Here is a 16,084-nt window from a genome sequence, read left to right on the forward strand (position 1 = left end):
GTCCGCGGCGCGTCCGCATCGGCGGACGTCCACGAATCCGTTTGCGCCGTCGGCCCGGCGGTGCGTCTCCCTGGTGGCGCGACATCACCTGCGCTGTTCCGGGGGGCGGCGAGACGTCACCTGTCGCACCGCACCGTCTCGTCCAGTGGCGCCTCGTCCTCTCCTCGAAACGCATTCCTTTCCGGCAGGTGCAGCGCGGGTCGCGTGTCGGGCTCTATGTGCCCATCGTTCTTGAACGTATGGCCCGCCAGGAGATAGCGGCCTATGAGCTTGAGGGCGTGCGTCCCAGCGTAGAGCGTCGGCCCGTCTCCTTTTCCAATGCCCACGTCACGTTGATGGTGCTTCTCCTGCTCGTACTCTGGCATGGAGTGCGGATGGGCTGGTGGAAGCTTTTCGGGCTTGCGACAGTCCCCGCCCCGGATGCGTGGTCATCCATGGGGGCGCTGGATGTCTACCGGGTCATCGAGAGGGGGGAGTGGTTCCGTGCCGTGACGGCGCTCACACTTCATGCCGATAGCCCGCATCTTTTCTCCAACATCCTTTTCGGGGGGGCGTTTCTCGTTCCCCTGTGCCGCAGGACTGGGGCCGGACTCGGCTTCATGCTCACCCTGTGCGCGGGTGCGCTTGGTAACGTTCTGAACGCTGTCGCCCGTCCTCTTTCATATGTCAGCCTGGGGTCGTCGACTGCCATGTTCGGGGCGGTGGGTGTACTTTCAGGTCTTCTGGCTTTCGAGGACGGGGGGCGTGGGTGGCGACGCATGTTCGTGCCTCTTGCGGCGGGTGTCGCCGTGCTGGGTATGCTTGGCACCGAGGGCGAGAATACCGACGTAGGGGCGCATCTCTTCGGGTTGCTGGCGGGATGTGTCGTGGGTGCAACAGCGCAGTTGCGGCTCAACCGGGTTGGCTTGCCGGGATTCGTCGGGCAGGTTGTTCTGGGCGCGCTCGCTCTAGTTCTTTGCGGTCTGTGCTGGTGGCTGGCGTTCGTCGCCAGAGGCTGATGGCCAGTACGCCTGTCGTCGAGGTCGCGCCGCGCGGGTATGAGCGACGAGGATGCCAGCCGCCTCCGGCAGTGCTCTACGGCCGTCCGCTTTCGCCTTGTATGGCGCACACGTTCTCTCGGTCGCCTGTCCTGTGGTTTCGTTGCCTCATGCGGAGGGATGCCTCCGAATGCATCGCCGTACCTGCCTCATTCCGTTGCCTTCGATGACGCCACCGCATCGCAGTCGACTTCCGTATCTCTACACCGGCATGTGGGCATCATGTGCTGCTGGCTTCCCCCGCCGATGACGGGGGGGCACCGCCGAAGAGGCTGGCTGTCTTGCCAATGGAAAAGGCCCACGGGGACTACCCGTGGGCCTTTTGGCTTTCCATCCTGTGGTCGTACTACTCGGGAGCGCCGGGTGCTGTCGCGTCGTTCCCGGTCTGTTGCGGGGCGACAGGCTGTGGTGCCGGCATGGCGGGCAGTGCGGGCTGGTCCTGGGCGGCCGCGTCGGGGGCGGTTATGGCCTCGGGCTGCGGTGCGGGTGCCACATCTGTGGGGGCGGGCGATGCCGAGGGCGTGGCGGGAGTCTCCACGGCAGGCGATGCGGGGGCTTCAACCGGCACAGCGGGGGCGGGTGCTGCGTCGGGTACTGCATGGCCCTCTGTGCCCGCAGCCGCCGGGGTTTCCACGGTCGGGACGGGCGCGCCCTCCGGCGTCGCAGCAGCGGCATCGGGGGCGGCCGATTCGGTGACCACGACCACGAATTGCCTGTCGACGATCCACTGGCGCTGTATCTCGCGGGCGGAGGCAGGGCGGTTCGGCCACTGTTCCCAGTCGTCAAGACGCATGGCGATGACAGCGCGCGGGTGCGCGCTCAGTGCGGCGTCGAGAAGGGCCCAGTCACGCTGGGTTATCTCCTCAAGCTGTGTCCCGGCGTAGAACGTGTAGGTTCCGGGGTACACGCGGTAACTCAACGGGTGATAGCCCTCTTTCGCATGGGCACCGATGATTTCGGCCTGTGCCTTGGGGCTCATGACCGGGTCGAGGGAAGGGGCCGTGTAGAGTGCCATGGGCTGGACGAACACGGTGGTGAACAGCACCAGCGTGAGCAGGGCCCCGCGAGGCTGGCTACGGTCGGTGGCTTTGAACAGGAGCAGGGCGAAGATGAGACACACACCACCGAGCACCGGGGCACCCGCGACGATGTCGAGCAATGCCAGCGCCTGCGGAGGCAGGGCATCGCGCACCGAACCGGGCAGCAGCGGCAGGGCTGCCACGGCGCCGAGACCGACGGCGAGAATGAAGAGCAGCAGGCTCACCAGAAGGTAGAAGACCCTGCTGTTCGTTGCCGGAAGCCGCAGCAGGCAACGTGCGGTGATGATGGCGAGGATGGGGAAGAGCGGCAGCAGGTAGATGACGATCTTGATGCTGACAGCCGAAAGCAGGGCCACACCGCTGAGCAGGCTTATCCAGAGGTAGGCGGTTCCCAGTCCTTCGGGTTTGCGGGTGTCGAGGGCGTCCCGGACGGGGTTGCGCAGGACGCGTCCCCACGGTGCCGTGAGCAGCAGCAGCGTCCACGGAAGCCACGCGGCGGGGAAGGTGGCGAGGTAGTGCCACCATGGCTGTGCGTGATGCCATGTGGCAGTGGCGCGCTTGACGATCTGGTCCTGGAAGATGTTGCGCAGGTACTCGCTTTCACCTGTCATCCACGCCGCAGCCACCCAGCCGAGGAGGATGACCAGCATCACGGCGAAACCAGCAACGGCGTCACGGTTGTGCAGACGTCGCACCTTGCCCTGCCAGAGGACGAAGAGCACACTCGAGAGCACGGGGAACGCAAGGCCGAGCGGCCCCTTGATGAGAGTCGCCACGGCGGCGAGGGCATAGCCTGCGATGAGCCATGCCGGAGCACTTTCGCGACGCCAGCCCTTGTACATGCAAAGGTGGCTGAGGGTGATGACGGCGGTGAAGAGCAGGTCCATGCGGGCGTAGTGTGTCACGCCAAGAAAGTAGAAGCCCGAAAGCAGGATGAGGCCTGCGGCAAGTCCCGTGGCCTTGTCGTTGCCGGTGGCACGGGCGAGGGCATAGGTCGCCCACAGGACGGCAAGCCCGGATACGGCAGCCCCCAGCAGAAAGAGCATGGGCGGCCGGACACCGGGAATCATGTCCAGTGCAGCAAGAAACCAGAAGTATACCGGAGGCTTGTCAGGGTATGGCACGCCATTGAGCTGGAGCACGAGCCACTTACCGGCGTCGATGACGTTCTGGTAAACGTCGGCGTGGCGCACTTCATCCGAGAACCAGAGCGCGCGGGCATCGAAGCCGCCCATGGTCTGCAGCACCAGCAGAATGGTGAGGGGAAGCAGGGGGAATATGGCGAGCAGGTCGAATGCTCGTGCTGCCATGCTGCGTTGCGGAGTGCCGGAAGCTGTAGCTGTCGCCTGCGAGGCCTTCTGCGTGGTCGCACCGGGGGTGTCGGTCGTTCCGGAAGGTGCGGCGGTTGCGTTGCTGCCGGAAGAGGCAACCCCCTTGCTTTCGGAGGTCGTGCCCAGCGTGGCTGACGCGGGTTCGTTCATGTCCTGCTGTTCGCTCATGAAGGAGTCCTGTCGGCTAGACGGTGTATGATCCATGCGGCCACGCTGCCCAGCAGCAGACCGGCGAAGACATCGGTGATATGGTGCATACCAAGGTAGATTCGTGAATAGCCCACGATGCCCATGTATATGCCGAGAGCCAGTGTGGGGAGCAGGGCCTTGCACCGCCATGCGAGGGGAACGACCGCGCCCACGATCTCTGTGGTGTGCCCCGATGGAAAGGAGTTGTAAACCCCTTTGAAGCTGAAGGGGATAGCGGGGCCTTCGGTGCCGGGTCTTGGCATGCCGAAACCTATCTTGAGGATGCGTACGGCGAGGAACGACACCAGCAGCTGCACGACGATGTAAACGGCCACAAAGCGCATGTCATGCCTGTCTCCGCGCTTGCGCGCCCTGAAGAAGATGGCACCGTAGACCAGATACAGCAGCGGGTTGCCGAAGTCGGTGATGACCTGCATGCACGCCGTCAGTGCAGGATGCGCCTGCCGGTACTGTCGGAAAAAGTTGACGACCTCGTCACCTGTTCCGATGGAGACGGCTGTTGCCAGTAGCGCCATGACCAGGGGCAGGGTGGCAAGTATGTAGGCGGGAAGAATGGTGGGGCGTGACATCCGGCGGACTATAGGGACAAACGAGGCGGAAGAAAAGAGCATAGCAGACGGTGCGAAGACCGGGTTGCATGGGGGCGAGACCGTATGGCGATACCCTGCCTGATGCTAGGACTGCCCGCCTGATGCTTGGACTTCCGGTCTGATGCTAGGACTGCCCGCCTGAAGCGGGTACATCCGGCATGGTGATGGCACATCCGGCATGGTGATGGCACATCCGGCATCATGTCCCGATGGCGGCGACGCCGGGTGGCATTGCGGGCTGAAGTATGGCATTGACATCGACTTGACGCATCGTGCGGGGCACACTAGAGCATAGCGGCACTCGCTCATCCTGTTTTCACCGACCGGCCCCGGTAGAAGTCCCTCGCGCTGCTGCGCGGGTGCTTCTTCTGTGTCCTGCCCGGAGAGACGACGTGAGGGCGGGGACGGGGCCTTCCCCTCAGTGCCTATCGTGGGCCGTCCGGCTTTGCCGATGACCCGTGTTCCGACCGTTCAGGTCGGGTCTTACGAAATATCTTCGGGGGGGCGTCATCCAGACGCTGGCAAATCCCCCGCTTTGCGGGCGTTCATGCCCCGTCAGCCGGTCATGGCCCTGCCGTACCGGATGAGTGCCCCCTGCGGCACCGGGGTGGCAGTGGACGTCGAAACAGCACGGCTGAGGCCGTGACAAGGTATCCATGTCTTCCAAGTTCCCTTCATCTTTCGCGGAAGTCCGCGCGCGTTGGCGCGAACCGGGCGGGTATCGCGAGGTCCTGCACATCGGCCTGCCACTGGTGGCGGGTATGGCCTCCACGACGGTGATGCAGTTCACCGACCGTCTGTTCCTGAGTCATTATTCCGTCGAATCCATTGCCGCGGCGTTGCCCGCCGGACTGGCTTCGCTGCTTCTGCTGCTCACCTGCATGGGTGTGACCGGCTATGCCAGCGTGTTCATCGCCCAGTACATCGGTGCCGGGCAGCCGCACCGGGTCGGCGGAGTCCTCTGGCAATCGCTCATCGCCAGTCTTGTGTTCGGAGGTCTGCTGGCCATGACAAGCCTGCTGGCAGAGCCCATTTTCTCGCTGGCCGGACACGCGCCCGAGTTGCAGCGCCTTGAGGAGACCTATTTCATCATCCTCCAGCTTGGCAGTGTGCTGTCGCTGGTCGGCAACAGTCTCGGAACCTTCTTTTCGGGCAGGGGACGCACCCGGCCCGTCATGCTGGCCAACATCGCGGCAGCGGTGGTGAACGTGCCGCTGGACTACGTGCTCATCAACGGAGTGTGGTTCTTTCCGGAGATGGGTATCGCAGGGGCTGCCGTGGCCACGGTCATGGGGTGGGGCGTGACGGCCGTGCTGCTTGCCATCGCCGTGTTCAACCGCGACCATGAAACCCGGTTCGGGGTGCGCAGCCAGTGGCGTTTCGATGCAGTCATGATGCGCAGGCTCATGCGCTATGGCTTGCCCAGCGGCGTCAACTTCTTCATGGAACTGTTCGCGGTGACGTGGTTCGTCTTCGTCGTGGGCACGCTTGGCGAGGTGGCGCTGGCGGCGACGAACATCGCCTTCTCCATCAACTCCGTCGCATTCCTGCCCACGGTGGGATTGAACATCGCGGTGGGTACGATGGTGGGGCAGGCCATGGGGCGCGGCGACCCGGATGGCGCGGCCCGTGCCACGGGCAGTACCCTGCATGTGGCCATGGCGTGGATGACGGCACTGGCTCTGGTCTTCGTTCTTCTGCCGGGGCCGCTGGTCGACCTCTTCAGGCCGGACAACCTCACGCCTGCGGCCTATGCCGACATCCGGGAGACCACGGCGAGGCTGCTTGCCTACGTCGCCTTCTACTGCCTGTTCGACAGCCTCACCATCATCTTCTGCGGAGCACTCAAGGGGGCCGGAGATACGGCTTTCGTCATGTGGAACATGACGGTGGGGTGCATCTTCGTGCTCATCATCCCGGCGTATGCGTTGCGCGCCCTCGGCTGGTGGAGTCTCGATTCGCTGTGGCTGGTGTTCTCGGTGTATGTCTCGGTACTGGCGGTGGCGTCGTATGTCCGCTTTCGCCTGGGCAGGTGGCGGAAGCTGCGCCTTGTCCATCCCGCCTGACGATCCATCGAGGTCTGATTGTACAAGGGGAGTGCGCCTTCGGGCACACTCCCCTTGTTGATGGCAACGTGCTGTTGCGGGTTGGCGAAAGCCGGCAAAGGATGCTGGCGTATGAAACAGGAGGCGGAGGCTGCATTTGGTCTGCGTGCTCTTGGGGCAACCCCTTGCCGCGACATTGTGCCCCGTCTCGTCCCGTGACGCACCATTGCGCACTCTCGGGAAGAACATGCTCCAACACCTGACGGCAGCCGCATCCTGCGATGGGGCATGCCTGCAGGCTGTCACGTCAACCGGAATGTCTCGACTCCGGCTGCACGCCCTGCGAGGCGTTCAGGCTAGCCTGTCCTCTACGGAAGCCATCTTCTGTGAAAGCCTGCCGTCTCCACCACGGCGTGCGTCGATTTTGAGGGTCATGTACAGGCGGTCGGAGTCCTTCTCGAGGGTGCGGTAGCATCGGTCGACGACGCGCATGACCGCCTCCCATTCGCCTTCGACGCATGTGCCCATGGGGCCGAAACTGTGCGGCAGGCCGCTTGCCCGGATGACGGAAACGGCCTTAGCCACCCATTCACTGACACTGCCGCCCTTGTCCATGGGGAAAATGGCGATCTCGGCGATGACACCCATCATTTCATTCGTCCTCTCGTCTGTAGTCATGTGGTGCCGGAGTCAGGCTGCCACCGTCAGCGCAGTAGAATCACCCTGCATTGCCGGGCTGCCATGGGAATCTGCATATCCGTTCCCATCGACGTGAAGGTCTCGTCGAGCATGTCCTTGCCACGGGTACCGGCATCCAGGTTCCATGTCCTTTCCAGCCTGATGTGCTCTGTCGTCGGCGTCGCGGCGAAGTTGGCGATGGTGAGGATGTGCCCGCGGTCGCCGGGCAGACGGGTGAGCAGGGCGACCGAGCCTTCACCCCGGGTGGCGGGACGCGCGACGACGATGCCCTGCGCCACACCAGTGGCAGTCCGCAACGACGCAAGACGTGCCATGCCGGATACGAACGACCCTTCGATGCCTTTCTGCACCACCACAGGGGGATAGGCCGCAGGGGCGCGTGGAACGCCGCCACGCGTGATGGCAAGTCCTGATATGGGAGGCATGGGCGACCATGCCCCTCTGGCTGCCTGTTCCTTGCGCCATGATTCCGGGCGCAGTGCCACATGTTCCCACGTCAGCGGCAACGTGCCCGCGAGGTTGTCGGCGGGCAGCATGAACAGTCCGGGTTGCGCCGCCTTGAATGCGGCCAGAAACAGGTGATTGCGGACGATGGCGACGACGTTCTCATCCGCAGCAGCCTGGGCGGGCGTGAACCCTGCGGCGATGGCAGAGAGTGTGGTGGCGTTGACATAGAGCACATCCCCTATGAAGGGTGCCTGTTCACCCCATGCCCCGATGCGGCGATGCGCCCCCGCCACCATGTGCGCCTGAAGCACGGCCCCCGGAAGCCCGCCGGGCGAGAGGGGGCGGTGTCCCGCCGCCATCATCTGTGGCAGGGAATAGTCGATGCCATCCGCCGAGGGGAGTGTGTTCACGAAGCGTCTGAATTCGAGGCCGGACTCGAGGGCACTGTCGATGCAGTCGCGCAGGGCCGAGGCGTCTTCGGTCAGCAGGGCGTGTTCCACCGTCGTGGTGGTGACGGGCGAGGTGGCAAAGTCAGGGCCGTCGGGCATGATGTCCTGAAGGTCGGCGAAGGGCAGCACGTCGCGCATCCATGTCCATCCGCCGTAACGCCTCACTTCGCGACCCAGACTGCGTGCCGCCTCGGGCAGGGGGGCTGTCGACACGGTCGCGCCTCCTGCCTCTTGTCCTGCCAGTGGTGCGATTTCGAGCCCCACAAGCGGGAGACGGCGCAACCCCACCTGCCTGATGGCACTGGCGGAGAGGGTGCGGCGGGCTGTCGCGCTGGGGTCGTTCCAGTTGAGGACGGGGCGTCCTGGTTTCTGGTGGAAGCGGTAGACCCACCGTCTGAGGGTGCCGTCCGCCCCGCGTACCTCTCCCGTGGAGGCCCATCCTCCCGTGGCGGCCCACACCAGCGCGTCGCGGGCGAGTCGTGCGGGCAGGATGCCACGTTCGACAAGGGCAGAGGTCTGTGACGCATCAAGGGCTACGCCCCGCCATTCGCCTTCGGGCGGAGGCAGCAGCCCCCACAGGTCGCGGGGTATCTCTATGGCGCAATACAGTCCGGGGTAGTCTCGCACGCCACGTGCCGCGAGAAAGAAGTCGGGACCGAGGCCCGTTGCAGCCGGCACGAGGTCGGAGGCGAGAAGGGTGCGTGACTTCGATGCCGTATGGGCGAGACGCGAGAAATCCTCTTCCGTTCCCACATCTTCGGCGAATCCGTGTCCGGTGATGTCGTTGCCCGTGGTGGTGGCGGCACGGTCATAGCCCCACACGGCGCCCGCCTCGGCTGCCGCGCGAAGGTAGACACCGCGGATGCCGCATGCCCGTAGCGCTTCGAAGACCGGAGGTTGCGCCAGTTCTTCCAGCGCAGAGCGTTTGCCGCCCGTGAGCAGAAGACGGGGTTCCACCGACAGCCACATGTCGGCTTCGGTCAGAAGCAGTGACGGGACAGGGGGGCTGCCGGGCGCGCGCCAGCCTATCTCGCTGCCTGAGACCACGACAGCGGCTTCAGGGGCGGCCCCCAGCAGGGATTGTCGTTCAAGCCACTGGAGAAAACCGGGGTCGGCCCTGCCGAGAGTCCCCGACCCGCCGGAGAGGACGGGCTGGTCCTTTCGGGGGGCCTGTCCGGCACAGCCGGCGAGGGACAGGGAAAGAAGCACGAGCGAAAGCACGAACAGGGGTGTGAGCCGTAGTGCGAGCAGCGGTTCAGGCAGGCGCGCGGGGGACAGTATCGGATGTGGTGGGCGTAACGGCATGGGTCCTCCATCTCGCGCAACCTACTCTTACGCCTTCAATCCTGTAAAGGGGTGGTCTTCCAGATGTTGTTCAAACGCACAGTAGAGGGCTTGGAGAGAACGCCCGCTTGGGGTAGAGAAGTCGCGGAGTCACGACTCCGAAGCGATATCTCACCCGGAGGAAGCAATGGCCTTTTTCGAAGTCGATGCGCAGCGTTGCAAGCGCGACGACATTTGCATAGCCGAATGTCCCATCCACATCATCATCTCCGACCGGGACAGCGGCGTTCCCAAAATGCGTGACGGGGCCGAATCGGTCTGCATCCGTTGCGGGCATTGCGTCGCCGTCTGCCCCCACGGTGCCGTGCGTATTGAAGACATGCCCATAGAGGCGTTCACGCCGGTGGACAAGAGCCTCGCCATCGACGCGCGTCAGGCCGAACAGTTCCTGCGCGGCAGGCGCTCCATCAGGACCTTTCGCGATACGCCTGTTCCCCACGACCAGCTTGCCCAGATCATGGAGACCGTACGATGGGCTCCCAGTGCGAGCCATAAACAGCCGGTACACTGGGTGATGGTGGAGACGCCTTCAGCCGTGCGCGAGATGGCGGAACTGGTGGTGGACTGGATGACCGAGGTGCGTAAGGAGAACCCCGAGCTCGCCCGACGCTTCAATGTGGCGGGCCTCATCGCCGGTTGGCGCAAGGGGCAGGACCTCATCCTTCGAGGTGCGCCACACCTTGCTGTCGCGTGGACGGAACCCGCGGCCACATGGCCCGAGGTGGACTGTGCGGTGGCCCTCACCTATCTTGAACTGGCTGCCCATGCCCATGGTGTGGGCTGTTGCTGGGCGGGGTACTTCACCTATGCGGCCAATGCCTACGGCCCGTTGCGCGAAGCCCTCGGCCTGCCACAGGATGCGCGGGTCTGCGGTGGTCAGATGATGGGCTACGCGCGCTTCCGTTATCGCCGCTTGCCGTGGCGCAAGCCACTTGCCATCGACTGGAAGTGACAGAAGGGGACTTCCCGGTCCCGTCTGCATGTCGCAACGGCAAGCAACCCGCGGGGCGTATGTGCAGAAGGGACAGCCCCGACTACTGTGCCAGTGTCCACGCTTTGCCGTCCGCCATATCAGTGCCGAAGACGGCACAACCTGCGCGGCATGGCATGTCTTCACCCCGGAGGGGCATAGCCCCGGCTTCGCAACGCTGATAGACCGATGCAGGGAGATTTCATGAGCCGCGAACGTTTCGATACGACTGGATTCATGCAGCAACGTGCCGATGTGGCTGACGCCGAACGTACCATGGTGTTCGGCCCCGGAGGACGGGGGACTACGGCTGCGCCTGTTGCGCGGCTGGTGGTGCTGGGGATGCGTGAACAAGGGACGGAAGCCCTTGCAAGCCTTGCCGCATCCCGTCTGGGCCTTGAAGCACGCATCCTTGCCGAGACCGCCGCCTCGCAAGACGTCATCGACGCGTGTTCCGGCGAAGGGTTCGTCCTTGTGCCGCCCCTGACCTCGCTACGTGATGCGTCCGTGTGCGCTGCGTTGCGTGCCTGCAAGGTCTTTCATCTCATGGTCAATCCTGCACGCATCGCCGCGTCCAAGGGGCTTTCGGGCGAGTCGGCCGAAGCCTTCTGCCGCGAGGCCATGGAACTTGATGCGCTGGGGATGTGCGTGATGCAGCACCCCATTGCCGACGGCAAGACCCCCGACGAGATGCTTGAGAACGTGCTGGAGAGTCTGGGCATCATGTCCTGACGACGAGGCGTGCCGTCCTTCCGGGCACGCGCACTGAACGCTGCATCAAGACTGCGAAATGTCTGTATGATGAAAGGCCGGGGCAACCACCCCGGCCTTTTCGTGTCGTCGCGGGGCGCACGCAGCGTGCGACGTTCTGTGCACTGATGCGAGGGCGTGCGCTGGCGTCAGATGTCGTAGCCCATGCGAAGGTAGTTGCGGTAGAGGCGACGGCTGATGCGTGTGCAGTCGTCGAAGTCGGCCGTCAATTCCAGACCGGGGATGAGGGCCTTGACCACCGGCAGACCCAGGTCTGCACGGGTGAGTTCGACATAGACGGGGTGGTGCCCCGTCGATGCCAGCGTCTCTTCGAGCAGGGCGAGATTGCGTTCCGGTGACTCCAGCGTGAATGAGGGCAGGTCTTCAAGCTTGCGTTCGGGCAGTCCGCGAAGCCCCGGCCCCGAAGCCCCGCCTCGGGGGTATGGGTAGGGGGTCTCGGTGAGTGCCGAGATGGCGGCGCGCCTGCCATCGAGCCCCGCACCGGTACCGCGGGCCAGTTTGCCTCGGCTGCTCATGACGAAGCAGGTGTAGCAGGGGATGCCCCATTCCGTGGTCATGTCCTGCATCTGTATCTGGATGCCTCGTGCCGCATAGTCTTCGAGCAGTGACCTCAGAAGCGGGTCGTCGGTGGCGGGCCGGAAGCAGCGTGCACGGTCGTAGGGGGTGGTCGCCTCCGCGTCACGTTCGAGAATCTCGGTGAGTGCCGCGACCTTCGCCTCGGCAAGGGTGTTGCCCGAAGCCAGCCCCGTGGAACTGGACGAGGTGAACAGGGCCACCTCGTCGAGGTTGCAGAACAGGTACACCATCTGGGCGGGCACCAGTGTGGGAGCATTCCCGTTGGCTTCGCTCGCGTGTCCTGTCAGCCAGTGGATGGGCTGGTCGCGATAGGGCACTTCAAGAGGGATGGCGTTGGGGTCGAGCACGGCAAGACCTTCGGCCACAAGTTCGGAGTAGCGTGCCTTGCGGAGGGGCTGCTGACGTGTGAGGCCCAGTATCCCCTCGGGGCCCACATTGGCGTATGAGCTTGCGCGTTCGACCATCTCCATGGCGTACGAGGCCCGCGCGTCGGCAAGCGAAAGGCCGCGACCGTAGGTCGTAGCCTCGCCCCGCAGCGTGTAGGCGAGGCCGCCATTGCGTACCCCCAGGTCGAGACGCCAGCGCCTGAGCAGGGCGATGGGGCTCAACGACGCTTCGTGGCGCATCTCGACACCGGCGATGATGTCGTTCTCGACCAGCACCTCAAGGGCCTTCTGGGCTGTCTCATGGGCAGGCGGGCGTGACCATGGGGTCCCGGGGGCTGCTGCCAGCCGGGCATGGACTGCGGTGATGGGCGGGTCGGGCCGCGTCGCGGGCTCTTCATCGGCGTAGAGAGGCGCGAGGTCGTTGTCCTCCGGGTGGGGCAGCATCCTGTGATTCTGGATGTTGTCGGAGAAGAGACGGCACCACGCCTGATGCAGTTCCCTGTCGGGGAGTGCCGCCCATCCGATGTACGGAAGCGGGGTGTAGGCGCCCAATCGTTCGGCGATGGCGGCAGGTGAGGCCTCTGACGTGGTGGGCAACCCCTCCAGAATCTCCGTGAGGGTTGCCCGCAGGGGCGAACCTTCGGGGGCGAGGGCGCAGAGTTCGCAGAAGAGAGCCTCAAGAACAGGAGACGCCTGAAGCGTTGGACCGAGCTTCGCCAGTTCCTCGGGGCTCATCTCGCCCAGTCGGCGCAGCAGGTGCCTGTGCATGAAGTCGTCCATGGGGTGGACGGCGAGCCATGCAAGCGCCTGCTCCATGGTCATGTCCTGCGGCGGTTCGCACGAGAAGTAGCCCGTGGTGGCTTCGGTTCCGGTGTGGGTGTAGCTGTAGGCCAGCGGTGATGTCGGTCGTGTGGATGCTGACATGTTGCCTCCGGTCGTGTGTCGTCCGCGAGGCATAGCGCATGGAAGCTCTCTTGAAAACTGCGGAGTGGCTGCCACACCCGCAGAAGGTGCGGCTGCATGAATGGACCCGCCCGAGAACGGCGGCAGAAAGGGGGAGCCGTTCTCGGGCGGGTGTTCCGGGGGCTGTGTCGGCGATGTTCCGGGCCAGCGGCCCTTGCATCGTGATTCCTGTCTACACGTTGCCGGGGTCGTATGACAGTGGGCACATCCCGTAAATCGCGAGTAGTGGCACGGGTAGGATATGCCGTAGAAGGGGGGCGGACTTCCGGGGGGCGCTTCTCCTCCGGAGGGGCTGGTGGGCCTTCAGGCGTGCGTCTCGGTGTAAGCGCGGCGGGGCGGCACTGGTAGAGCCCCTTCGGGCAGTAACCGACCTGACGCCCTCTTGGTATCCGGTGCTCATCGAAGTGTGGATTGCCCCTGCATCGGGCATGGCGTATGGGTCATGCGGCGGTGTGGGGCGTTATCGAAGTTCACCCTGCAGGAGAGAGTATGCCGTTGTTCGGAGCCCACATGTCCGCCGCTGGCGGAGTATCCAACGCCATTCGCGATATCGTCGAGATTGGCGGCGAAGTGCTGCAACTGTTCACTGCCAATCAGCGGCAGTGGACGCCCAAGGCCCCGTCAGAGGCTGACGTCGAGGCGTTCGGGCGCCGTCGTGCGGCGTTCGGGGGGCCGGTGTTCTCCCATGCCTCGTACCTCATCAACATCGCCAACGGGGATGGGGCGGCATCGGCGAAGGCGGTGGAGGCCCTTGTGCGCGAGTTCGAGCGTTGTACCGCCCTCGGCGTGGATGCGGTGGTGCTCCATCCCGGTGCGCACCTCGGGGCAGGCCGGGGTACGGGCATCCTGCGGGCCGCCCGGAACATTGATGAGGTGTTCGACAGGTGCGGGGGGCAGACGCCTGTACTGCTGCTGGAGAACACCGCAGGGCAGGGTACCTGTCTCGGAGGTGATCTGAACGACCTTGCGGAGATCATCGACGCCTCGCGCCATGCCTCACAGCTTGGAGTCTGCCTCGATACGGCCCATGCCTTCGGTGCAGGCTATGCCCTGCATACCGATGAGGGCTACCGTCGTTGCATGGAGGACATCGAACACGGCCCCGGGCTGGCGGCCGTGCGCCTGTTTCATGTGAACGACAGCCTTGTGCCGTGTGGAAGCCGCAAGGACAGGCATACGCATATCGGCGAGGGGCAACTGGGTGAGGCCGCCTTTGTCCGCCTCCTGAACGACCCGGTCTTTGCGATGCACCCCATGGTTCTTGAGACACCCAAAGAGGACGGCCATGCCGCGGACAGGCGTAATCTTGCCACGCTTCGTCGGCTTGCCAGAAGTTGATGGGGCTTGATGATGGGGCGTAGGGCGTAGCCTCGTTCGAAAGCCTGCCGCAATCATCCCGCCATCGTCAGAGTGGTGCGGGAGAGGTGGCTGTTTCGGCGCTGCAACGACCCGCCGAGAGTCCTTATCCCGGCTTGAAGCGCTGGCCTCGAAGACATGAACCGCCTGCTCATGGAGGGAGTCGGCAGTCCTGCGATAGGCAAGGATGGCCGACAGACAATCCCCTGCTGGCGCTACGGACCTATCGGCACAGACGTCAGAACAACGTGGGCATTGGCGGCAGCATAGGGCGTGCCTCGCACGTTCACGGCCCCCCCGTGGGGGCATGTCTGATGATGACGTCCGGTGATGGCGTCGGGCGATGGCTTTGCCGGTAACTTCTGATGATGCCCCTGCTGATGTCCTTTGGCGATGGCCTAGGGTGGTGCCATCTGCCGAGGTTGCCCGTCGAGGTAAGCCGTCATGCCCCGTGGCCTCAGCCGCGCGTCACTGGCGGGGCGTGGGGTCGTGCTGCCTCGACAGCTTGGCACGCAGGTAGGCACCAAGGGCGTTGCCCGTCGCATCGGCGTCTGCCATGCGTACGCCGAGGGCTGCGAGGTCCTCGGCTACCTGCTTCTCCATTCGTTCCGACTCCATGAACATCACGTAGACGAGGGCTATGGTGGCGTCGTTGTCTGCGCTGCCGTCACACAGCGACGCAAGCTGCGTGCGTTCGACCGTCTCAAGAAGCCTGTCTGCGAAGAGTGTTGCCCACTTCTCATACAGGCTGTAGGGCAACTCCGGGACAAGGGTGGCGACCTTGTCGGCACTTTGCCCGTCGATGGTGGGCAGGGTCACCTCCATGAATTCTTGCAGGGCTTCCTGCCGCCGTGCGGGGTCTTCGTCGAATCGTCTGAGTACGGTCGATGCGAGGTGCGCGTGCAGGGTCTTGTCATCCATGATGTTCTCCTGTGCTTGGCGGGGGAAGGTACTGTAAGGCTGCACCGGAGGCAATACTTGATGAAGGCACGATGTGCGCGCTGGCGCTGGTCGTTCGCTGGAAGTGACCCGCCATGGGTATCCGTGCGCAGCATGACTTGGCCACGTCGCGGGGCGTGTGTCATGCCGGTGTAGGGTGATTTAAAGGACATGCTGGAACCGGGAGTGTCCGTGGCAGGCGGTCGTGCGGCCAAGGTCTGTCGCATGTTCCATGCGCGGGGGGGCAATGAAAAAAGGGGGCTGATGCCCCCTTTCCGGTTGTGATGACGGTTTTGTAAAACGTCTAGATCGCCTTTTTCGCAGCTGCGATGGCTCCAGCATAGTCAGGTTCGGTCGTCACTTCGGGCACTATCTGGGCATGCGTTATCGTGCCGTTGCGGTCGACGACGAAGACGGCACGGGTAAGCAGACGCAGTTCCTTTATGACCACGCCATAGGCCATGCCGAACGAAAGGTCCTTGTGGTCGGAGAGTGTTTCGACCGCCTGCACTCCTGCGGCACCGCACCAGCGGGCCTGCGCGAAGGGCAGGTCGCAGCTGACGGTGAGTATCTTCACGTCTTCTCCGAGGTTTGCCGCCTCCTGATTGAACCGGCGCGTCTCCATGTCGCATACGCCCGTGTCAAGTGAGGGTACGGCGCTTATGATGACCACCTTGCCCTTGTAGTCGCCGAGGGTGCGGGGAGAAAGGTCGTTGGCAAGCACGTTGAATGAGGGGGCCTTGTCGCCCACGCCAGCGGGCGTACCGAGAAGAGTGAGACCGTTGCCCTTGAAAGTGATGATGCCAGTACGTTCTGTGGTCATGTATGTTTCTCCGATGGATGAGGATTGTCGAGAATGAATGCTGATAACACGGCTTTCGTCCCTTGTGAACCTGTCGGCGCTATTTTTGTGGTTGTTTTAAAAACATGC

12 protein-coding genes are annotated in these 16,084 nt (G+C 64.1%); 5 read left to right on the top strand and 7 right to left on the bottom strand.

Annotated elements, in window-relative coordinates; all coding sequences use genetic code 11:
• The first annotated feature begins 41 nt into the window (after positions 1–41).
• A complete protein-coding gene (locus DVU_RS05735) occupies positions 42–998 on the top strand; it encodes a rhomboid family intramembrane serine protease (RefSeq protein WP_223294582.1) in 957 nt (318 codons plus the stop codon).
• Between the two features lie 385 nt (positions 999–1,383).
• Here DVU_RS05735 and DVU_RS05740 read toward each other — a convergent pair whose 3' ends face one another.
• Entirely contained in the window at positions 1,384–3,576 is a 2,193-nt protein-coding gene (locus tag DVU_RS05740; protein ID WP_010938510.1) for an ArnT family glycosyltransferase, read from the bottom strand.
• A complete protein-coding gene (locus DVU_RS05745) occupies positions 3,573–4,187 on the bottom strand; it encodes a phosphatase PAP2 family protein (protein ID WP_011792502.1) in 615 nt (204 codons plus the stop codon). Before DVU_RS05745 ends, DVU_RS05740 begins: the two co-directional genes overlap by 4 nt.
• Positions 4,188–4,864: 677 nt before the next feature.
• On the opposite strand from DVU_RS05745, the gene DVU_RS05750 reads away from it, so the two are divergent.
• On the top strand, positions 4,865–6,274 hold the full coding sequence (locus DVU_RS05750) for an MATE family efflux transporter (RefSeq protein ID WP_010938513.1): 1,410 nt from the start codon (positions 4,865–4,867) through the stop codon (positions 6,272–6,274).
• Between the two features lie 330 nt (positions 6,275–6,604).
• On the opposite strand, the gene DVU_RS05755 is transcribed toward DVU_RS05750, so the two are convergent.
• Positions 6,605–6,904 (bottom strand): MTH1187 family thiamine-binding protein, encoded by a 300-nt coding sequence (locus DVU_RS05755; protein ID WP_010938514.1) that lies wholly within the window; start codon positions 6,902–6,904, stop codon positions 6,605–6,607.
• 53 nt (positions 6,905–6,957) lie between these two features.
• Positions 6,958–9,153, bottom strand: a complete 2,196-nt coding sequence (locus DVU_RS05760) for a hypothetical protein (protein WP_010938515.1) — start codon at positions 9,151–9,153, stop codon at positions 6,958–6,960.
• A gap of 166 nt (positions 9,154–9,319) precedes the next feature.
• Here DVU_RS05760 and DVU_RS05765 point away from each other — a divergent pair, with 166 nt between their 5' ends.
• Together DVU_RS05765 and DVU_RS05775 are read left to right on the top strand one after the other, a co-directional pair.
• Entirely contained in the window at positions 9,320–10,144 is an 825-nt protein-coding gene (locus tag DVU_RS05765; protein WP_010938516.1) for a nitroreductase family protein, read from the top strand.
• 222 nt (positions 10,145–10,366) lie between these two features.
• Positions 10,367–10,894, top strand: coding sequence for a hypothetical protein (locus DVU_RS05775; RefSeq protein WP_010938518.1), 528 nt, complete (start codon positions 10,367–10,369; stop codon positions 10,892–10,894).
• A 167-nt stretch (positions 10,895–11,061) separates the two neighbouring features.
• Here the strand turns inward: DVU_RS05775 and DVU_RS05780 are convergent, their stop codons facing one another.
• Positions 11,062–12,819 carry a YcaO-like family protein gene (locus DVU_RS05780; protein ID WP_014524333.1) on the bottom strand — a complete coding sequence of 586 codons (1,758 nt, stop codon included), beginning with the start codon at positions 12,817–12,819 and terminating at the stop codon, positions 11,062–11,064.
• Between the two features lie 528 nt (positions 12,820–13,347).
• On the opposite strand from DVU_RS05780, the gene DVU_RS05785 reads away from it, so the two are divergent.
• Positions 13,348–14,196, top strand: coding sequence for a deoxyribonuclease IV (locus tag DVU_RS05785; RefSeq protein WP_010938520.1), 849 nt, complete (start codon positions 13,348–13,350; stop codon positions 14,194–14,196).
• Between the two features lie 486 nt (positions 14,197–14,682).
• Here DVU_RS05785 and DVU_RS05790 read toward each other — a convergent pair whose 3' ends face one another.
• Entirely contained in the window at positions 14,683–15,135 is a 453-nt protein-coding gene (locus DVU_RS05790) for a hypothetical protein (RefSeq protein ID WP_010938521.1), read from the bottom strand.
• 322 nt (positions 15,136–15,457) lie between these two features.
• Positions 15,458–15,976, bottom strand: a complete 519-nt coding sequence (gene tpx / locus DVU_RS05795; protein ID WP_010938524.1) for a thiol peroxidase — start codon at positions 15,974–15,976, stop codon at positions 15,458–15,460.
• Positions 15,977–16,084 lie beyond the last annotated feature (108 nt).

This window comes from Nitratidesulfovibrio vulgaris str. Hildenborough, from assembly GCF_000195755.1.
Lineage (GTDB): Bacteria > Desulfobacterota > Desulfovibrionia > Desulfovibrionales > Desulfovibrionaceae > Nitratidesulfovibrio > Nitratidesulfovibrio vulgaris.